General features: G+C 74.1%; 19 protein-coding genes and 1 pseudogene. 10 read left to right on the forward strand and 10 right to left on the reverse strand.

Annotation, left to right across the window (positions count from 1 at the left end; all coding sequences use genetic code 11):
* Positions 1 to 4 precede the first annotated feature (4 nt).
* Positions 5 to 640 carry an ATP-binding protein gene (locus J5Y04_RS36015; RefSeq protein ID WP_209416750.1) on the forward strand — a complete coding sequence of 212 codons (636 nt, stop codon included), beginning with the start codon at positions 5 to 7 and terminating at the stop codon, positions 638 to 640.
* 197 nt (positions 641 to 837) lie between these two features.
* Here J5Y04_RS36015 and J5Y04_RS36020 read toward each other — a convergent pair whose 3' ends face one another.
* The gene (locus J5Y04_RS36020) at positions 838 to 1,821 is read right to left on the reverse strand and encodes a SigE family RNA polymerase sigma factor (RefSeq protein ID WP_374106187.1); all 984 of its coding nucleotides are present in this window, start codon (positions 1,819 to 1,821) and stop codon (positions 838 to 840) included.
* A 291-nt stretch (positions 1,822 to 2,112) separates the two neighbouring features.
* On the opposite strand from J5Y04_RS36020, the gene J5Y04_RS36025 reads away from it, so the two are divergent.
* The 4 genes from J5Y04_RS36025 to J5Y04_RS36040 all read left to right on the forward strand — a co-directional run bounded on the left by J5Y04_RS36025 (position 2,113) and on the right by J5Y04_RS36040 (position 5,384).
* The gene (locus J5Y04_RS36025) at positions 2,113 to 2,790 is read left to right on the forward strand and encodes a response regulator transcription factor (RefSeq protein ID WP_148644494.1); all 678 of its coding nucleotides are present in this window, start codon (positions 2,113 to 2,115) and stop codon (positions 2,788 to 2,790) included.
* An 82-nt stretch (positions 2,791 to 2,872) separates the two neighbouring features.
* A complete protein-coding gene (locus tag J5Y04_RS36030) occupies positions 2,873 to 4,384 on the forward strand; it encodes a HAMP domain-containing sensor histidine kinase (RefSeq protein WP_209416751.1) in 1,512 nt (503 codons plus the stop codon).
* Entirely contained in the window at positions 4,381 to 4,716 is a 336-nt protein-coding gene (locus J5Y04_RS36035; protein ID WP_209416752.1) for a hypothetical protein, read from the forward strand. The genes J5Y04_RS36030 and J5Y04_RS36035 overlap by 4 nt, the downstream gene beginning before the upstream one ends.
* A 128-nt stretch (positions 4,717 to 4,844) precedes the next feature.
* Entirely contained in the window at positions 4,845 to 5,384 is a 540-nt protein-coding gene (locus J5Y04_RS36040) for a VanZ family protein (protein ID WP_209416753.1), read from the forward strand.
* Positions 5,385 to 5,434: 50 nt separating this feature from the next.
* Here the strand turns inward: J5Y04_RS36040 and J5Y04_RS36045 are convergent, their stop codons facing one another.
* The 3 genes from J5Y04_RS36045 to J5Y04_RS36055 all read right to left on the reverse strand — a co-directional run bounded on the left by J5Y04_RS36045 (position 5,435) and on the right by J5Y04_RS36055 (position 8,169).
* On the reverse strand, positions 5,435 to 5,809 hold the full coding sequence (locus J5Y04_RS36045; protein ID WP_209416754.1) for a ribosomal protein L7/L12: 375 nt from the start codon (positions 5,807 to 5,809) through the stop codon (positions 5,435 to 5,437).
* A gap of 56 nt (positions 5,810 to 5,865) precedes the next feature.
* Positions 5,866 to 7,260, reverse strand: a complete 1,395-nt coding sequence (locus tag J5Y04_RS36050) for a hypothetical protein (protein ID WP_209416755.1) — start codon at positions 7,258 to 7,260, stop codon at positions 5,866 to 5,868.
* Positions 7,261 to 7,524: 264 nt separating this feature from the next.
* Positions 7,525 to 8,169, reverse strand: a complete 645-nt coding sequence (locus J5Y04_RS36055; RefSeq protein ID WP_209416756.1) for a PhzF family phenazine biosynthesis protein — start codon at positions 8,167 to 8,169, stop codon at positions 7,525 to 7,527.
* 147 nt (positions 8,170 to 8,316) lie between these two features.
* Between J5Y04_RS36055 and J5Y04_RS36060 the strand changes: the two genes are divergently transcribed.
* Positions 8,317 to 8,853, forward strand: a complete 537-nt coding sequence (locus tag J5Y04_RS36060) for a hypothetical protein (RefSeq protein WP_209416757.1) — start codon at positions 8,317 to 8,319, stop codon at positions 8,851 to 8,853.
* Positions 8,854 to 8,997: 144 nt separating this feature from the next.
* Here the strand turns inward: J5Y04_RS36060 and aspS are convergent, their stop codons facing one another.
* Both aspS and J5Y04_RS36070 read right to left on the reverse strand, forming a co-directional pair.
* Positions 8,998 to 10,278 (reverse strand): aspartate--tRNA(Asn) ligase, encoded by a 1,281-nt coding sequence (aspS, locus tag J5Y04_RS36065; protein ID WP_245206155.1) that lies wholly within the window; start codon positions 10,276 to 10,278, stop codon positions 8,998 to 9,000.
* 346 nt (positions 10,279 to 10,624) lie between these two features.
* Complete coding sequence (locus tag J5Y04_RS36070) at positions 10,625 to 11,026, reverse strand: peptidoglycan-binding protein (RefSeq protein WP_209416758.1); 402 nt, start codon at positions 11,024 to 11,026, stop codon at positions 10,625 to 10,627.
* 309 nt (positions 11,027 to 11,335) lie between these two features.
* Here J5Y04_RS36070 and J5Y04_RS36075 point away from each other — a divergent pair, with 309 nt between their 5' ends.
* The 3 genes from J5Y04_RS36075 (at position 11,336) to J5Y04_RS36085 (ending at position 14,003) form a co-directional block, all read left to right on the forward strand.
* Entirely contained in the window at positions 11,336 to 12,427 is a 1,092-nt protein-coding gene (locus tag J5Y04_RS36075) for a TlpA disulfide reductase family protein (protein WP_209416759.1), read from the forward strand.
* Between the two features lie 38 nt (positions 12,428 to 12,465).
* Entirely contained in the window at positions 12,466 to 13,086 is a 621-nt protein-coding gene (locus tag J5Y04_RS36080) for a TetR/AcrR family transcriptional regulator (RefSeq protein ID WP_209416760.1), read from the forward strand.
* A gap of 191 nt (positions 13,087 to 13,277) precedes the next feature.
* A complete protein-coding gene (locus J5Y04_RS36085; protein ID WP_209416761.1) occupies positions 13,278 to 14,003 on the forward strand; it encodes an NAD(P)-dependent oxidoreductase in 726 nt (241 codons plus the stop codon).
* A gap of 539 nt (positions 14,004 to 14,542) precedes the next feature.
* Here J5Y04_RS36085 and J5Y04_RS42485 read toward each other — a convergent pair.
* Positions 14,543 to 14,752, reverse strand: a pseudogene (locus tag J5Y04_RS42485) (MerR family transcriptional regulator); the annotation flags it as partial.
* A 311-nt stretch (positions 14,753 to 15,063) separates the two neighbouring features.
* Between J5Y04_RS42485 and J5Y04_RS36090 the strand changes: the two are divergent.
* Positions 15,064 to 15,246, forward strand: coding sequence for a PspC domain-containing protein (locus tag J5Y04_RS36090; protein ID WP_209416762.1), 183 nt, complete (start codon positions 15,064 to 15,066; stop codon positions 15,244 to 15,246).
* A 126-nt stretch (positions 15,247 to 15,372) separates the two neighbouring features.
* Here J5Y04_RS36090 and J5Y04_RS36095 read toward each other — a convergent pair whose 3' ends face one another.
* The 3 genes from J5Y04_RS36095 to J5Y04_RS36105 form a co-directional block, all read right to left on the reverse strand.
* Positions 15,373 to 15,726, reverse strand: coding sequence for an ATP-binding protein (locus tag J5Y04_RS36095; protein ID WP_209416763.1), 354 nt, complete (start codon positions 15,724 to 15,726; stop codon positions 15,373 to 15,375).
* Positions 15,727 to 15,929: 203 nt separating this feature from the next.
* Positions 15,930 to 17,078, reverse strand: coding sequence for an adenosine deaminase (locus J5Y04_RS36100; RefSeq protein ID WP_209416764.1), 1,149 nt, complete (start codon positions 17,076 to 17,078; stop codon positions 15,930 to 15,932).
* 110 nt (positions 17,079 to 17,188) lie between these two features.
* Positions 17,189 to 18,142: a LysR family transcriptional regulator gene (locus J5Y04_RS36105; protein ID WP_209416796.1), complete on the reverse strand. Its 954-nt coding sequence runs from the start codon at positions 18,140 to 18,142 to the stop codon at positions 17,189 to 17,191.
* Between the last annotated feature and the right edge of the window lie 75 nt (positions 18,143 to 18,217).

Consider the following 18,217-nt stretch of genomic DNA (forward strand, 5'->3'; position numbering starts at 1 on the left):
TCTCGTGAGTGACTCCCCGCTGAACCCTGTGCCGATAGCCCGCGCCCGGGTGGTCCTGCTGTCCGGGCCCTCCGGATCGGGGAAGTCCTCGCTGGCCGAGCGCAGCGGCCTGCCGGTGCTCCAGCTCGACGACTTCTACAAGGACGGGGACGACCCCACCCTGCCGCTGCTGCCCGACGGCGTGGTCGACTGGGACTCCCCGCTCGCCTGGCACCGCGACCAGGCCGTCGCCGCGATCCGCAGCCTGCACGAGACCGGCCGTGCCGACGTCCCGGTGTACTCGATCCCGGACAACGGCCGCGTCTCCACCCGGGTGCTGGACCTGGCCGGCGCCCCCGCGTTCATCGCCGAGGGCATCTTCGCCGCCGAGATCACCTCCGACTGCGCCGCCGAGGGCGTCCTGGGCGATGCGCTCTGCCTGCGCAACGGCGCGCTGACCACCGCCTGGCGCCGGCTGCGCCGGGACGTCCGCGAGGGCCGCAAGTCGCTGCCGGTGCTGCTGCGCCGCGGCTGGCGGCTGATGCGGGCCGAGCGCTCGATCGTCGGCCGCCAGGTGGGCCTGGGCGCCCACCCGTGCACCGGCGCCGAGGCGGACCGGCGGATCCGCGCGGCGGCCTCGCGCGAGCTGTCGGCGGTCTGAGCCGCCGGGACGCACGGACGAACGAACGACGGGCCCGGTGCGTCTCCCCCGCACCGGGCCCGTCGCCTTCCCGGACGGCCGTCGGACTCCCCCGGCGGCGCCGCTCCCCCGAGCCGGCGCCACCAGTCCCGTGACCGTCCTCACCCGTCCCCCGACGGGAGTCCTCATGTGTCGTACGCCGTTACGGCCTGCGGCCGTTACGCGACCAGCTCGCCGAACGCGCGGACGGTGTCGCCCGACTTGTTCAGGTGCTCGTCGTCGCGCAGCCGGCGCAGCGCGCGCCAGATGCTGCTCTTGACCGTGCCGACGCTGATGCCGAGCACGTCGGCGATCTCCGGGTCGGTCTTGCCCTCGTAGTACCGCAGGACCAGCATGGTCCGCTGGTTCTCGGGCAGCTTGGCCAGCGCCTGCCAGAGCACGGCGCGCAGCTCGGTGCCGCCCATCGCGTCGGTGTCGCCGGCCGTCTCCGGCAGCTCCTCGGTCGGGTACTCGCTGACCTTGCGGCGCCGCCAGGCGGAGATGTGCAGGTTGGTCATGGTGCGGCGGAGGTAGCCCCCGACCGCGGCCTTGTCGGTGATCCGGCCCCAGGCCCGGTAGGTGCTGAAGAGCGCGCTCTGCAGCAGGTCCTCGGCCTCGTAGCGGTCACCGGTGAGGTGGTACGCCGTGGCGTACAGGGAGGCGCGGCGCTCGCGCACGTACGCGGTGAACTCCTTGGTGTGGTCCTCCGCGACGGCCGAGTGCTCCCCCTGCGCGCCTCCCTGTCCCGCTTCGGTGGTGCGGGCTGCTGCGGGGTTCAGTCGCAGCAGCGTCGCACCGGCGGCCTCGCGGCCGGCCGACTCCCCCGAGTCGGCCTTCCGCAGGCCGGTCCCCCCGATCCCCCTGGTTCCCCCGTTACCCCCCAGGGCGTCCTTGCCCTCGACGCGGACGGGGAGGATCCCCCGCAGCGTGAGGGTGTTGGCGGAGTCGGCCGCACTCCCCATCCGGCCGATCCCGTACAGCTCCCCCTGCCTGCCGCCGCCGCTCACCCGGCGCGCGGCAGTGTTTCCACCGGTGCCGTGTGCGCACCCCCGTACGGTGACGGCACCGGAGGTCTCATCGGTCCTGACCTCGTACCGGGTCCGGTGGGTGGTCGCTGAGGAACGCGCGGTGCGGTCAGCCGGGTTGGTCCGGGCCTGAAGCATGGCGTTCATCGTGCGCCCCCTTGATCGGTACGAGCGGTTCCTGTTGCCGCCTTCCAGCCGGCCTGTTGGCCCGCTGTCCTGCGGCGACATGGAAAATCCTGCCCGCCGGTTGTGATGGCGCTGTCCGCCGACTGTCACAGGGGTGTCACAGGGGCGGGCCTTTCGTCCCGCACCCCCACCTGCCGTCACGGACGCCGGTGGCGCACATTCCGGTTCCCGCGCGGCCGGGGGCCGACGGGACGGTCCGGGCCGGGGGGTGATTCGGCGCCCCGGGTGGGCCAGAATGAGGCCGTGCCTTTCCTCCTTCTGATCGAGGACGACGACGCCATCCGGACCGGCCTCGAACTCGCCCTCACCCGCCAGGGCCACAAAGTGGCCACCGCCGCCTCCGGCGAGGACGGTCTGAGGCTCTTCAAGGAGCAGCGGCCGGACCTGATCGTGCTGGACGTCATGCTGCCCGGAATCGACGGCTTCGAGGTCTGCCGCCGCATCCGCCGCACCGACCAGCTGCCGATCATCCTGCTCACCGCCCGGTCCGACGACATCGACGTGGTCGTCGGCCTGGAGTCGGGTGCGGACGACTACGTGGTCAAGCCGGTGCAGCCGCGCGTCCTGGACGCCCGGATCCGGGCCGTGCTGCGCCGCGGCGAGCGGGAGAGCTCGGACTCCTCGGCGTACGGCAGCGTGGTGATCGACCGCGCGGCGATGACCGTCACCAAGGACGGAGAGGACCTCCAACTCACCCCGACCGAGCTGCGGCTGCTGCTGGAGCTCAGCCGCCGGCCCGGTCAGGCGCTCTCCCGGCAGCAGCTGCTGCGGCTGGTCTGGGAGCACGACTACCTCGGCGACTCCCGGCTGGTGGACGCGTGCGTGCAGCGGCTGCGGGCCAAGGTCGAGGACGTCCCCTCGGCGCCGACGCTGATCCGCACCGTGCGCGGGGTCGGCTACCGGCTGGACCCGCCGGCGTGACCGCGCCGGCCCGCCGGGTCCTCCCGCTCCCCTCGATATCCCTCTGATCCACCGATCCTCCGGTACGCGACGACAGGCTCCCGTGACTGACCATCAGACGACGACCCGCCGGTTCTCCTCGGGCCCGTGGCGACGGCTGCGCTCCCTCCGGGTGCGGCTGATCGCGGTGTTCGCCGCGGTCGCGCTGCTCACCGCCGTCTCGGCCTCCGGCATCGCCTACTGGCTGAACCGGGACGCGGTGCTCAAGCGCGCCCAGGACACCGCGCTCAACGACTTCCGGGTCTCGCTCAGCCGCAACGTCTCCGAGCTGCCGCTGAACGCCACCTGCGCCGAACTGGCCCAGCTCGCCTCCACCGTCGCCAGCTCCGGGCTCAGTTACGAGGTGGTGGTCACCGACGCCGCCCACCCGGACTGCACCGCCTCCTCGGACCCGTCGCGCTACACGCTCGCCAACGTCCCGGCCAAGCTCCAGGACATCGTCGCCAAGCAGCGCGACGTCACCGAGAGCAACCCGTACGCGTACCACCTGTACTGGCAGCGGCAGAACCTGGAGGGCCGCCCGTACGTCATCGGCGGCACCAAGGTGGTGCCGACCGGCCCGACCGCGTACATGTTCAAGTCGCTGGAGAACGAGCGGGCCGACCTCAACACGCTCGGCTGGTCGCTGGCCATCGCCACCCTGCTGGCGCTGATCGGCTCGGCGCTGCTCGCCCAGGCCGCCTCGGCGACGGTGCTGCGCCCGGTCAAGCGCCTCGGCGACGCCGCCCGGCGGCTCGGCGAGGGCCACCTGGACACCCGCCTGGAGGTCGACGGCTCGGACGAACTCGCCGATCTGGCAAGGACGTTCAACCGCACCGCGGAGTCGCTGCACGAGCAGGTCGAGGAGCTCAGCGCACGCGAGGCACAGAGCCGGCGGTTCGTCGCCGACATGTCGCACGAACTGCGCACGCCGCTCACCGCGATGACCGCCGTCACGGACATCCTGGAGGACGAGGCCGAGTCGCTGGACCCGATGATCGAACCGGCGGTGCGGCTGGTGGTCAGTGAGACCCGGCGCCTGTCCGACCTGGTGGAGAACCTGATGGAGGTGACCCGCTTCGACGCCGGCACCGCCAAGCTGGTCGCCGACGAGGTGGACATCGCCGACCTGATCATGTCCTGCATCGACGGCCGGGCCTGGTACGACGCCGTCGAGCTGGACGCCCCGCGCGGCGTCCGGGCCGTCGTCGACCCGCGCCGGCTGGACGTCGTCTTCGCCAACCTCATCGGCAACGCGCTCAAGCACGGCGGCTCGCCGGTGCGGGTGAAGGTCCGTGAGACCGAGGACGCCATCACGGTGGAGGTCTCGGACAGCGGTCCCGGCATCCCCGAGGACGTGCTGCCGCACGTCTTCGACCGGTTCTACAAGGCGGACAAGGGGCGGGCCCGCTCGGAGGGCAGCGGGCTGGGGCTGTCGATCGCGATGGCCAACGCGCAGATCCACGGGGGGACGATCACGGCCGCCAACGGGGAGGTGGGGGCGGTGTTCACGCTGACGCTGCCGTTGACCCCGCCGTCTCCACCGGCCGCCGCATCCGAGGAGAGTGCGCAGTGAGCGCCCGTTCGTTCCGTCTGCCCGCCGCCTGCGCCACCGGCGCGGTGCTGATGCTCGCGCTCGCCACGGGCTGCGGGATCCGGCCGACCCCCGTCCCGGTGGACGCGGGCGCCCCGGCCAGCCGGACCGCCTGCCCGACGGCGCCGCAGATACCCACCGCGCTGTCCACCCCCTCGCCCACCGGCCCGACGGCCCCCACCGCCCACACCTCGCCGAAGCCGGGCACGAAGCCCTCGCCGTCGCCGGCCGTCGTCTCGCCCAGCGCCCCGGCTGACAACCCGTTCAGCGCGCTGCCGACGCCGTCCGCGGCGGCGTCCGCGACCTGCCGGTGACCGGCGCGGCCGGGCTCGCGGGCGTGCACCGGAATGTTCACTCCTCGCGTGGAACCGCCGTGCCACCGGCTCACGTCCTTCCCCGCGTGCAGCGAGATGGCACCAGGACACGCGACGAGCGTTCCGGCGTGCGGACCGAGACCGGGCCGGCGACGGCCGTCCGCCGTTCCCTCCGCATGGCGGGCCTCGTCGGACTCACCCTCCATCTGGTGCTGGCCGGCTGGCTGGTGCTGCGGCCGGTGCCGGTGGCCTGGGTCTACGACGCCAACCTGACGCCGCTGGCGTCGCTCCGCTTCTCCACCGCCGGACAGCTCCTCGGCGAACTGCTGCTGCTGGCCCCGCTCGGCGTGCTGCTCCCGCTGGCCGGCGGCCGCCTCCGGGCCCCCTGGCTGCCGTCCTTCCTCCGCACCACCGGCGCCTCGGCCCTGCTGGCCACCGCGCTGGAGTTCCTCTCCTCCTGGACCCCGGGGCACGTCCTCGACGTCGACCACATCCTGTTCGCCGTCGTCGGCGTGGCCGCCGCCCACCTGGCCCTGGTCCCCGCCTCCCGTTCGCTGGCCCTCCACGCCGCCCGCCGCCACCCGGCCGCACCGCCGGCGACCCCGCGCCCGGCCCCGGCCGCGCCCGCCGCCGTCTACGCGGAGCCGGTCTCCTCCCCCGTCCGCTGAGGGGGCGGCACCGCTGAGGGGGTGACCGCTCGTCGGTCACGGCTCGTCGGTCACGGCTCGTCGGGCAGTTCCACGAAGTACCCGTCCACCACTCCCCACCGAGGGGGTGTGCGGCTCGCCGGGCAGTAGGAGGCCCACGGGGCCGACGCGTCGCACGGCCCGGGATCGATCAGCGTCCCGTCCTGCGGCGCGTCCCGCCCGCACGAACGGCACCGCGCCGTGGCGTGCGCACCCGCTTCCCGCAGCCGGGCCAGGGCGCCGTCCAGGTCACGCAGGCACCCCGCCCCGACGGTGGCCGGAAGGTCCTCCAGCAGCAGGCTGCTCTGCCAGGGGCCGAGACCGGTGAGGGAGCGGACGACCCGGATCACCTCGATCCGCCGCTCCCCCGCGTCGGTCAGCACGACGATGAACTCGGGCTCCTCCACGCTCCCCCCGCTGTGGCGCTCGATCGGCGGGCCGCGGTGCCACGGCCCCGGGACCGTCAGTTCCGGGACGACCGCGTGGCCCGGCGCCCCGCCACCACCAGGAGGCCCACGCCCATCGCCACCGCGGTGGCACCGGTGATCGCCATCGGCTCCGCCTTCGTCCCGCCGCCGGTCGACGCGAGCTTGGTGGCCTGGGGAGCGGCCGCCACGGCCGCCGGGCCCGCCACCGAGCCGGTGGACCGGGACACCGGGACGACCGCGGCACCCGACGAGGCCGGGGTCTCCGACCGGGCCCCGGCCGGGGCGGCCGGGCCGGCGGCGGGCGGCACCGGGGTGGACGACCTGCCGGGGGCGGCCGCGGCGGCGATGCCGAAGTCGGCCGCCGGGCCCGAGTGACGGACCTCCGTACCACCCGGTGCGAGCGGGATGCTTGAGCCGGTGAACAGCACCTGGGCGGTGCTGTTCGGGACGTCCGCGGTGAAGGAGAGCCGGACGTTCACCGTCCGCGACTCGCCGTCGTGCAGGGCGATGACGGTGAGGTCCCGGCCGCCCGCCCGGAGCGTCAGCCGCAGTTGGCCGGGCTCGCTCTGCCCCTCGTCGGTGGCGGCCAGCCACTCGCCCCCGGGCGTCTGGAAGTCGAGCCGGGTCGTCGCCGCGGTCAGCGCGTCGTTGCCCTGGAACCCGACCTGCGGGAGGAAGCGGATGTCCCTGCCGCTGTGGTTGGCGATCGTCAGCCCGAACGGCTGGGCGGGCGCTCCCCCGGTGAACATGGCCGGCACCCCGTCCATGCCGAGCGTCGGGGCACCGGGCACCGGGACCGGAGCCGGGGGCGGCGTGGTCGGGGTCCCGACGGGGGCGATGGTGAAGGAGCCGAGCGGGCTGATGGCGTAGGACGGCTGCTGCCACGCGGGCAGCCCGGGGTCCGAGACCGTGCTGCGGAAGAGTGCGCTCGCCCTGCCGCCACGGGCGTCGGCGGTCACGGCGAGGCGCAGCCGGTAGGTGACCGAGGCTCCCGCCGGCAGGTGCGGCTCGCCGCCGAACGCCTCCAGGTCCCACATGGCACCGACGTTGGCGCCGGCGTGGAGCCGGGGCGTCCTCCACTCCGTGCTGCCGGGTGCCTGGAACTCCAGCCTGAGCTGGGTCTCCCTGATCCCCGCGTCGACGTCCGCCACGGTGAACCCGCTCTGCGTGGCGACCTCGTGGTCGGCGGAGTTCCTGAGGGTGGCGGTGAACTCGACCGCCGGGGCTCCGGCGGTGAGCGTGCCGGGGAACCCGTCCAGCGTGATCAGTACCGGGTCGTTCTGGTTCTGGGTGGTCCCGACGGCCCGGGTGGCCCCCGGGGTCTGGGTGGATCCGACGGCCTGGGGGGTCCCGGGGGCCTGGGTCGCGCCGGCGGACACCGGGGCCGCGGGCGCGACCTGGGCGGCGGCCAGGCCCGTGCCGGAGGCCACGGCGGTCGCCGCGGCCAGGGCAAGGAATCTGCGGTGCTGAGTACGCAATGGGACCTCACGGAAGAAGACGGGCAGTACCCGGGAGAAGGTGGGTCCCGGGGTGTGAGGGGCCGCCGATCGCCATTTCCCCTGCTGCTGCTTCGCCCCCAAACCCTGAGCAACGACGGCATGTTATCGGACGGTGTGATCCATCCGTGAAGGGGTTTCCGTCCCGGGAGAAGAACGGGAGAGGTCGGGTGGGGGCGGGGCCCGCGCCCGCCCCGGCTATCCGGCCGCGCGGACCCTGCCGCCCACCTCGATCAGGCCCCCGGCCCGCAGCCCCGTGACGATCTGCGAGCCGCGCCCCTGGGTGATCGTCAGGTCGCGGCGCAGCTCGGCGGTCAGCAGCAGGGCGGCGGCACCGGTGGCCTCGTCCTCGTCGATCCCGTCGCCGCGGCCGGGGAAGGCCCGCGCCCGGACGGTGCCGGCCGCCTCGTCCTGCCAGGCCCAGGCGTAGATCCACTCGCCCGGCGGCGGGACGTCCAGGGCCTCCACCTCCGCGGCCGAGCCGTACTGCTTCGTCGTCCGCCCGGGCGCCCACTCCGGGCGCGCCGAGATCCGGGTGAACTCGCCGTCGTGGCGCACACCGACGGCGCCGGCGGCGGTGACCAGCCGGTCCACCCCGAGCAACCAGGCCGCGCCGACGCACGGGTGGCCGGCGAAGGGGAGGCGGACGCTGGGCGTGTAGATGTCGACGGCGCCGCGCACCGCATCGTCCACGAAGACGGTCTCGCTGAAGCCGAGTTCGCGGGCGAGCGCCAACCGGTCCGTCTCGCCGGGGAGGGCGGCACCGTCGCGGACCACGCCGAGTTCGTTGCCGTGCGCACCGTCGGGGCCGCAGAAGACGCGAAGGACCTCATAGTCAGTCATCCGCCCAGCCAACCACGGCCGTGGCACGGACCGGTCATTGATCCGTGATGAAAAGGCGGGGGCGAATGTCGGCGGGCTCCAGTACTGTGCGCACTCGTTCCCCATCAGCAGTCGCTCCTCACCCCCTCTCCCCACAGGAATGCCTCCGTGAATCTCGACTTCAGCGCCGAACCCCTTTTCTCCTGGTATGTCGTCCTGCTGGCGATCAGCGGCATCGCCATGGTCGTCCTCGGCGCCATCAATCTCGGTGGTGGGCTGAGCGGTGGCTGGCGCGCCGTCAACGTGCTCGCCGGCATGGCGTTCGCGGGCTACGCGTACTACCTCGCGTTCGTCTTCGAGGGCGGCGAGTACCGGATGTTCTTCCAGGCGTTCGTCCTGCCGCTGCTGCTGATAGCCAACGCGGTGAAGGCGCTGCTGGCGCGCGGCAACACGCCCGCCCCGCAGCCGGTCCCGGGCGCGGCGCCGTACAACCCGAACGCGCCGTACGACCCGAACGCGCAGTTCGGCCCCGGCGCGGCGTACAACCCGGGTGCTCCGCAGCACCCCGGTGCGCAGTACAACCCGTACGCCCAGTCGGCGCCCGTCCCGCCGCAGGGCGCCCCGGCTGCTCCGGCCCCGGCCCCGGCCCCGGCTCCGGCCTCGCCGCCCGTTCAGCCGCAGGCCCCGCAGCCGCCGGCCGTCTGATCCGCCGGGCCGGAACGGAGAACCCGGACCGGGCGCCGCGCTCCCCCTGGTGACGGACGCGCCCGGCGGGCATCGGGCGCGACCGTACCGCCCGGGGTCCCGGCCGTCCGCCCGTCGCGGATGTGCGACGGGCGGACGGGCCGGTCACGGCGTGAGCCGGTGCAGGTCCCGGGGGAAGAGCGTGGTGCGGCGGACGTTGTCCGCCCCCGTCAGCCGCGCCGTCCACCGTTCCAGCCCGAGGGCGAAGCCGCCGTGCGGGGGCATGCCGTGGGCGAAGGAGCGCAGGTAGGCGGCGTACGGCTCCGGTGACTCGCCCCGGGCGGCGAGCGCGGCGAGGTAGTCCTCGTACCGGTGCAACCGCTGGCCGCCGGTGACCAGCTCCAGTCCGCGGAAGAGCAGGTCGAAGCTGTTGGAGTACTCCGGCCGGCCCGGCTCGGGGTGCGTGTAGAACGGCCGCTTGCGCATCGGGTAGCCGACCACGAAGAGGAACTCGCTGCCGTGCTCGCGCAGCGCCCATTCACCGAGCCACCGCTCGTGCGCGGGTGCGAGGTCCGGCTCGTCGGCGCCCAGCAGCCGCATCGCGTCGGCGAAGTGGATCTGCGGGATCTCCGCCGGGACGACGGGCAGCTCCGCCCCGAGCAGTTCCACGGCGCCGGCGGCCCGGGTCCTCACCGACTCCAGCATCCCGGCGACGGCCTCGCGGACGACGGCCATCACCTCGCGGTGGTCGGTGACGAAGCCGAGTTCGGCGTCGAGGCTGGTGTACTGGGCCAGGTGGCGGGCGGTGTCGTGCGGTTCGGCGCGGAAGACCGGCCCGGTCTCGTAGACGCGCTCGAAGACGCCGACCATGGCCTGCTTGAAGAACTGCGGCGACTGGGCGAGGTACGCGGGCCGGCCGAACCAGTCGAGGCCGAACACGTTGGCACCGGACTCGGTCACCGAGGAGACCACCTTCGGCGTCTGGATCTCGGTGAAGCCGAGGCCGTCGAGCGCCGCGCGGAACCCGGCCACCGAGGCGGCGGAGATCCGGTGCGGGGCGGCGAGCCGCGGGTGCCGCAGCGTGACGGGCGCGCCGTCGAGGATGACGGGAAGGGTGGCCCGGACGTCCGGGCGGTAGAGGCTGAACGGCGGCGCCTCGGCGAGGCTGGACAGCACCTCGACGGTGGGGGCGGTCAGCTCGACGCCGTTCGGCGCCTGGGGGTTGGCGGTCACGGTGCCCCGGACCCGCAGCACCGTCTCCTCGGGGAAGTCGGCCTCCCCCTCGGGGGCGACCACCTGGGCGAGCCCGGAGCGGTCCCGCAGGACGAGGAAGGTGACGGACTTCAGAGCGCGGCGGCGGTGCAGCCAGCCGCAGAGTTCGATGGACTCGCCGATGTGGCCGGGTAGTCCGGCGGCCAGGACACGGGCGGTCGTCGGGTGGATCATCGCGGCCCTCCGGGGGCGTCGTGGTGATCCCTTGGAAGTGCGGGCGAGAAGGGGACTCGCGGTACCACCGCACCTTCGCCACCGCCCGAGGAGGACGGCGACCTCGTTGCTGGCCCGGTGACGGGGGCCGGCCGGCGGGGCATTTCCTCCCCGCACTCAGGAGTGTCTTCCCTCCCGGACGCGAGGCCGCCTTCACAGCTGGTGGCGGCTCTCTCGGCTCGCGGGTCCCGGAGGTACTCGTCTCCCTCGACGCGTTGCAGGGAGAGTAGGCATCGCGTCACCGTCCGCGCAAGGCAAAATGCGGCGCGGGCGGTGACGCGATGCGGCCGCCCGCCCCGTGCGCGGGTCAGCCCGGGAGGAACTGGGCGCAGCGGTCGGCGTAGCCGCGGTCGATCGTCCAGTCGTCGCGGAGGACCTGGATCATCCTGTGCCCGGTCCGGGGTCCGACGACGCCGTCCACCTGGAGCTCGGTCCCGGGGAAGCGCGTGTTGACCGCGGACTGGATCCTGCGGACGGCCCGGTCCGTCTCGCGGCCGAACTTGCCGTCCACCTGGATCAGGGCGCCCTGGCCCTCCTCGATGTAGCGGTTGTAGAACTGCTGGACGCAGACCACCGCCTGCGGGACGTTCGGCTGGCCGTAGCCGATGTTGCGGCCCGTCGAATCGGCGTGGCCGGTGCCGGTCAGCCCGGTCACGGCCGCCAACGCGGTGACCGCCACCACGGCCGACCGCCCACCCCTGCGCTTCATGTTCATCGGTTCCCCCGCTCGTGTGTTCCTGACGGACGATGAGGACTCTAGGACCGCGCCGGACAGGGCCTGAACCACCGCGGCGCCGGTGCATGCGTCTCATCACCGTCCCAGGCGGCCGACCTGGCCATTGGGACGCGGAGCGGGCGTGAAGTGGAGACGAGCGGCCCACCCCGAAGTGGGAAGTCGACCCCTCCGACTTCCTGCTCCGCCCCGCCCCGGGCCTTGCATCCGCGCGTTCCGCCTGGTTGACCCGCGGCGATAACGCTGTTATCAAAGAATAACAGCGTTATCGCCAGGGGGAACACCATGAACAGCAGCGCCACCGGGACCGTCGTCGGACTGACGGTCCTGGACGACCACGCCGAGAGCCGGACCGACGCCCGGCTCCGGGACGCGGCCGACGGCACGGGCCCGCACGTCTGGCTCGCGTTCGCGGACGTCGAACGCACCCTCGGCTTCACGCGCAAGCCGCGGGGCTGGTGCCGGGGCGACCTCTGCATCCCGGCGGCCGCCATCGCGCGGATCGAGGACCCGGACGCCGGAATGCTGGACGTCACCGCCTTCGCCGGGCTGCAGGGCCGGCCGGTGGCACTGGACCCCGACGCGGGCGTGGTGGCGCTCGGCGCGTCGGCCGCCGACCGGTCGGCGGCCCTGATCGGCGGCGTGGCACCCGACTTCGCACTGCCGGACGTCAACGGCGTCACGCACTCCCTGGGCGCACTGCGCGGGCGCAAGGTGGCACTCGTCTTCTGGGCCTCGTGGTGCGGCTGCCGCTACGACCTCCCCGCATGGGAGCGCGAGCACGCCGCTCTGGCCTCCGAGAACTTCTCGGTACTGAGCGTCGCGGTGGACCGCCGGACCGAGGACGCGGCGCCCTGGATCGCCGAGGCCGCGCCTACGCACCCCGCGCTGATCGACATCGGCGGCCGGGTCGCCGACCTGTACCAGCTGCTGAACGTCCCGACGGTGCTCTGGATCGACGAGGAGGGCCGCATCGCCCGCCCGCACGACACCCAGTTCGCGACCGACCTCTTCCGCTCCATGAGCGGCCTCGACTCCGCGAAGGCGCTCGCCGCGCTGCGGCGGTGGGTGACGACCGGCGACCCGGGCCTGGACGCCGGCTCGGTCGCCGGGCTGACCCGGCCGGGCACCCCTGAGCAGCAGCGCGCCCGCACCGAGGCCGCGCTGGCGCTGTGGCTACTGCGAAGCGGCCACGAACAGGCGGCCGGGCGGCACTTCGCGGCGGCGTCCGAGCTCGCACCGGAGGACGTGACGACGTGGCGCAGCGCGATGCCGCTCCTCGGACTGGACCCGATGGGCGACGAGTACTTCGCCCGGCGGGCGGCCCTGGAGGAGGCGGGCGTGCCGGTCTACCGGCCGCTGCCGGACTGGCAGTGACGACCGGCCGGCAGTAACCACCTGAGAGGATCGTTCCCATGCCCGCCAACGCACCCACCGGCGCCTTCGCCCGCGCCCAGGCCCGGGGCGAGGAGGCGCTGCGCGCCGCCATGCTCGACGTCGCCGCCGGCCTGCTGGTCACCGAGGGCCCGGGTGCGCTGAGCATGCGCCGCCTGGCCACCGCCGCCGACTGTTCGACCACCGTCCTCTACCGCCTGTTCGGCGCCAAGGAGGGCATCGCGGCGGCCCTGTACCGGGAAGGCTTCGCCCGGCTGCGCCGCCGCCTCGAAGCCGTGCCGCGCGGCGAGGACCCGGGCGAGTACCTCGCCGCCATCGGCCGCGCCTACCGCGCCAACGCCCTGGAGGAGCCCAACTTCTACCGCGTCATGCACGGCGAGGCCATCCCGGGCTTCGTTCCGGACGAGGCGTCCCGCGCCGCGGCCGCGACCAGCCTGGACGTGCTGCGGGAAGCGGCCCGCGCCGCCGTCGAGGCCGGTGTGCTGCGCGCGGGCTCCGATGTCGACGAGATCACCGACACGCTCTGGGCAGCGAGCCACGGGGTGATCAGCCTGGAGCTCGGCGGCCACTTCCCGGGCGGCCTGGGCGAGCAGCGGTTCCGGACGCTGACCCGGGCGGCGGTGGTGGCGTTCCTCCCCTGACGGCCACCCGCTCCCCGCTCAGGAGGTCGCCGCTCAGGAAGTCGACCCCTCCGACTTCCTGCTCCCCGCACACCCCCGCCACGGCATGTGGCCCGGTTCACTCCCGCGCGTGTCACATCCACCCCCGCCCGCCTGTCCCATGGACGACTCCGGAACGCGGAGCCGAGCACCGGAGGAAAGCGGGAACGGCCATGAAGGTGCTGCTGGCGGGGGCGAGCGGTCTGCTGGGTCGGAAGATCACCCGGGAGCTGCGCGCGGCGGGACACGAGGTCGCCGGGCTCGGCCGCGGCGAGGGCAGCGCCGTCCGCGCGGACCTGCTGGACCGCGAGGCCGTGCTGCGCGCGGTGGACGGGCTCGCCTTCGACGTGGTCGTGCACGCGGCCACCGCCCTGCAGGGCAGGTCGATGATGCGTCACCAGGACATGGCCGGCACCAACCTGCTGCGCACCGACGGCACTCCGAACCCGATCGCCGCCGCCCGGGAGACCGGCGCCCGCCGGATCGTCGTCGAGTCGGTGATGTTCGGCTACGGCTACGGCGACCACGGCGACCGCCCGCTCGACGAGGAGCGCGACGCCTTCGGCCCCGTCCAGGGCAACTCCTGGCTGGAGCGCCACGTCGGCGCGATGCGCACCAAGGAGGAACTCGCCTTCACCTCCGACGGCCTGGAGGCGGTCAGCCTGAGGTTCGGCATGTTCTACGGCGCGGGCGTCACCGAGACCACCGCGCTGCCGGTGCTGCGCAGGCGCGCCCTGCCCGGACTCGCGGACCAGGGCCGGGCGCTGTCCTGGGTGGACGCGGACGACGCGGCCCGCGCCGTCGCCGCCGCGGTCGAGGGCGGCCGGGCCGCCGGGACGAACACCCCGGCGACGTCCGCCACATGCTCGCCCTCCTCCGCCGTCCCCCAGTCCGGGTAGTACACCTCGCGCGAGCCGCCCACCCGGACGTACCCCTGCTCGGCGATCCAGCTGAGCACCGAGTCGTGCAGGGCGGCCATCGTCGCGAAGTCCCGGGGCCTCTTCGCCAGGGCCGTGTACGCCTCGCGGTGCGCGGGCTCGATCCGCACCCCGATCGGCCCCGCGGGCTCGACCGTGTTCGTCGTCGGGACGCAGACCTCGACCGGGCCGTCCGAGTCGTCGGTCACCAGGCCGTGGTACACGGTGAAGACCGGGCCGGACGGGCAGGCGCCGGTCGACCGCATGTGGTCGAAGATCGCCTCGGTGGCCCCGCCGAGGAAGTCCGGCAGACCTCCGGCGGTGACGTGGCGCCGGACGAACAGCACCTTCTGCTCGGGTACGTCGCGCTCGGCCATCTCGTACATGCGCGGAATCCTTCCGGCCAGAACCTCTCGGGCGTAGCCCACCGCCTCCCGGCGGGCCTCGTGCACGGACTGCTCCTTGCGCCAGTAGACGTCGAGCAGCCGGACGGACTCGGCCCCGCCCGGGTCCAGCACCCCGGCGATCAGGGCCAGCGGCATCCCGACGGCGCGCAGCAGCGCGATGCGCCGGGCCCGCTCGACCTGGTCCGGGCCGTAGCGGCGGAACCCGGTCCGCGGGTCGACGTGCGCGGGCGGCAGCAGCCCCCGGTCCCCGTACAGCCGCAGCGCCTTGTGGCTCAGCCCGGTCCTGGCCGCGAGCTCCCCGATGCCGATCAAGTCCTCGTTCACGCCCCCACTCTTGCCTCTGCCCCAGGGGCAGAGGCAAGCGGCTGCGCCTGCGCCTGGAGCGGACGCCGGCCGACCCGGTCTCCCGCCGAACCCGCGCGGTCCGGAAGCGGCGCTCCCACGGCGGCGGTCCTCCGGCGGCGGTCCTCCGGGGCGCCCCTGAGGTGAACCCCGAGAGTCCGTCCGCCTTCCAGGGGACGGAGGTCCGGGACGGGATCGCCATCCAGGCTGAGGATCCGGCGGCCGCCGCGGCGGAGCATGGAAGTACGCCGACCGGAGGGACCGGACCAGGCGCGAAGACCAGGGAGACCGCCATGAGCCGCCTCGCCCGCCCCCGTCACCACCGCGTCATCGCCGGCGTCTGCGCCGGGATCGCCGAGCGCTTCGGCCTGACGCCGTGGACCGTCCGGATCATCTTCCTGGCGTCCTGCCTGCTGCCCGGCCCGCAGTTCCTGATCTACCTGGCGCTCTGGCTGCTGCTCCCCCAGGAGCCGTGACCGCGGGGGCGGCGGGCGCCCCCGCGGAACCGGAGCCCCCGGACCACCGCGAGCCCCGGAACACCGCAGGGCCGCCCACGCCCCGGGATCACCGGGGTGCGGACGGCCCTCCGTGCGACGGTCGGGTCAGCCGCCGAGGCCGGGCAGCGGCAGGGTCTGGGTCAGCCCGCCGAGCGGGGTGCTGCTCAGGCCGGGAACGCTCGGGACGGCGGCACGGGGTGCGGCATCGGCCGCCGGGGCGACGGCCTGGCCGGCGCTCGGGGTGAGGGTGCCGAGGGTGCCGGCCACCTTGTCACCGCCGGGCAGCTTGCCGGCGGTGTCGACGACGGCACCGGTGACGGCCGGGTTGGTCACCGCACCGGTGGGAAGCCCGAGGCCACCGGCCGCAGCGGGGTCGGCGGACGCGCTGCCGGCGCCGACCGCCGCAATGGCGATGCCGAGCACGGCGGTACCGGCGGCCTTGAGAGTGGCCTGCTTCATGTTCGTCCCCTTGGATCCTCGTCGGTGGCCGACATTCACGGCAGGCAGCGGGTTCCGCCGCCACGGCCGGTCGGCGTTGACTGGCACACCGTAGTGATTGGATCGCACGAGGATCAAAGGCGGTTAACCCACACGAGTGGGTAGTCAGATGAACGCCAACACCCTTACGGGACAAAGGCGTTCATCCGACCACGCCGCCGCCCTCAGGAGCCGGCGCTGAACAGCCACTCCGCCTTGAGCTCGGCGTAGCCCGGCTTGATCACGTCGCTGATCATCGCCAGCCGCTCGTCGAACGGCAGGAACGCCGACTTCATCGCGTTCACCGTGAACCACTCCATGTCGCCCAGCGTGTAGCCGAACGCCTCCACCAGGTGCTCGAACTCGCGGCTCATGCTGGTGCCGCTCATCAGGCGGTTGTCGGTGTTGACCGTCACCCGGAACTTCAGTCGGCTGAGCAGCCCGATCGGGTGCTCGGCGTACGAAGTGGCCGCCGCCGTCTGGAGGTTGGAGGTCGGGCACATCTCCAGCGGGATGCGCTTGTCGCGCACGTACGCGGCCAGCCGGCCGAGCTCGACGCTGCCGTCCTCGTTCACCGTGATGTCGTCGACGATGCGGACGCCGTGGCCGAGCCGGTCGGCGCCGCAGCACTGCAGGGCCTCCCAGATCGACGGCAGGCCGAAGGCCTCGCCCGCGTGGATGGTGAAGTGGTTGTTCTCGCCCTTGAGGTAGTCGAAGGCGGCCTGGTGGCGGGTGGGGGGGTACCCGGCCTCGGCGCCGGCGATGTCGAAGCCGACGACGCCCGAGTCGCGGTGGCGGTTGGCCAGCTCGGCGATCTCGGAGGAGCGGGCGGCGTGGCGCATCGCGGTGATCAGGGTGCCGATGCGGATGCGGTGGCCGGCGGCGCGGGCGTTCGCCTCGCCGAGGCGGAAGCCCTCCTGGACGGCCTCGACGACCTCGTCGAGGGTCAGGCCGCCCTCCAGGTGCTGCTCGGGGGCGTAGCGGACCTCGGCGTAGACGACGCCGTCGGCGGCCAGGTCCTCGGCGCAGTCGGCGGCGACCTTGATCAGCGCCTCGCGGGTCTGCATCACGGCGCAGGTGTGCGCGAAGGTCTCCAGGTAGCGGACCAGCGAGCCGGAGTCGGCGGCCTCGCGGAACCACTCGCCGAGTGCCTTCGGGTCCTTGGTGGGGAGGCCCTCGTAGCCGACCGCGGCGGCCAGCTCGACGATGGTCTCCGGGCGCAGCCCGCCGTCGAGGTGGTCGTGCAGGAGCACCTTGGGGGCGCGGGCGATCTGGTCGGGGGTGGGAATCCGGGGGCCGGTGCCCGCGGTGGTGACAGGGATCTGGTTCTCCATTGCGGGAGTGTAGCTCCTACGCGCGTAGACAGGCCACACCCCACACTCCGGTTCGGCCGATGTGCACCTGGAATTCCACCGACTGGACGATCCGCGGCCCCCGGGAGGCCTCAGTCGTGCTGCAACAACCGCCCCCGCCGCGACAGCACGAAGTCCCGGAACGCCGCCACCGGCGGGGTCAGCGGCCGGCCCGCCGCCCACGCCAGCCCGATCGCCCGCCTGGTCCGCGGCGCCGCCACCTCCAGCTCCACCACCCCCGGCCGCGGCACCAGCGCGGGCGGCAGCAGCGCCACCCCCAGCCCGGCCGCGACCAGGCCGCGCAGCGTCTCCGCCTCCTCCCCCTCGAACGCGATCCGGGGCACGAAGCCGGCCTCCGCGCAGAACCCGTCGGTGATCGCGCGCAGCCCGTAGCCGCGCTCCAGCCCGACGAACGGGTCCTCGGCGACCTCGGCCAGCCGGATCCGGCGCCGCCCGGCGAGCCGGTGGTCGGCCGGGACGACCAGGTTCAGCCGCTGCTCGTCCAGCCGCCGCGCCACCAGCGCCGGGTCGTCGTCGGGCACCGGGGCGACCAGGCAGAGGTCCAGCTCGCCGGCGCGCAGCCGCTCCAGCATCGCGCCGACGTAGTCCTGCACCAGCTGGAAGCGCACCTGCGGGTGCGCCGCCCGGAAACCCCGCAGGAGCGCCGGGACGGCGTCCGTCCCCATGGTGTGGAGGAAGCCGAACGCGACCCGCCCGGCCGCCGGGTCCGCCTCCGCCCGGGCCGCCTCGGCGCCGCGCTCGACCTCGGCCAGGGCTCGCTCCACCGAGGCCAGCAGCAGCCGCCCGGCCCGGGTCAGCCGGACCGTCCGGCCCTGACGGGCCAGCAGGTCCACGCCCAGCTCCGCCTCCAGCCGGGCCACCGCCCGGGACAGCGTCGGCTGCGGCACGCCCAGCAGCGCGGCCGCCTGCGTCACGTGCTCCAGCCGGGCCACCGCCGCGAACTGGGCCAGCCGGGGCGCCAGCAGGGCGGCCGGCTCCTCCGGCCCCAACTCGGCGAGCCGGTGCGGCAGCCCGGGGTCCGCCATGCCGTCCGTCACCTCTGCGCCACCTTCACCACGACGACCTCGACTCATGCTCTGACGTATGGATTATCGGCTGAT

Source organism: Kitasatospora sp. RG8, from assembly GCF_017813315.1.
GTDB lineage: Bacteria > Actinomycetota > Actinomycetes > Streptomycetales > Streptomycetaceae > Kitasatospora.

Coding starts and splice junctions, on each gene's coding strand:
- J5Y04_RS36020 (WP_374106187.1), bottom strand. CDS start 1,821: ATGCTTCAGGCCCGGACCAACCCGGCTGACCGCACCGCGCGTTCCTCA.
- J5Y04_RS36055 (WP_209416756.1), bottom strand. CDS start 8,169: ATGACTGACTATGAGGTCCTTCGCGTCTTCTGCGGCCCCGACGGTGCG.
- aspS (WP_245206155.1), bottom strand. CDS start 10,278: ATGATCCACCCGACGACCGCCCGTGTCCTGGCCGCCGGACTACCCGGC.
- J5Y04_RS36070 (WP_209416758.1), bottom strand. CDS start 11,026: ATGAAGCGCAGGGGTGGGCGGTCGGCCGTGGTGGCGGTCACCGCGTTG.
- J5Y04_RS36075 (WP_209416759.1), top strand. CDS start 11,336: ATGAACAGCAGCGCCACCGGGACCGTCGTCGGACTGACGGTCCTGGAC.
- J5Y04_RS36080 (WP_209416760.1), top strand. CDS start 12,466: ATGCCCGCCAACGCACCCACCGGCGCCTTCGCCCGCGCCCAGGCCCGG.
- J5Y04_RS36085 (WP_209416761.1), top strand. CDS start 13,278: ATGAAGGTGCTGCTGGCGGGGGCGAGCGGTCTGCTGGGTCGGAAGATC.
- J5Y04_RS36090 (WP_209416762.1), top strand. CDS start 15,064: ATGAGCCGCCTCGCCCGCCCCCGTCACCACCGCGTCATCGCCGGCGTC.
- J5Y04_RS36095 (WP_209416763.1), bottom strand. CDS start 15,726: ATGAAGCAGGCCACTCTCAAGGCCGCCGGTACCGCCGTGCTCGGCATC.
- J5Y04_RS36100 (WP_209416764.1), bottom strand. CDS start 17,078: ATGGAGAACCAGATCCCTGTCACCACCGCGGGCACCGGCCCCCGGATT.
- J5Y04_RS36105 (WP_209416796.1), bottom strand. CDS start 18,142: ATGGCGGACCCCGGGCTGCCGCACCGGCTCGCCGAGTTGGGGCCGGAG.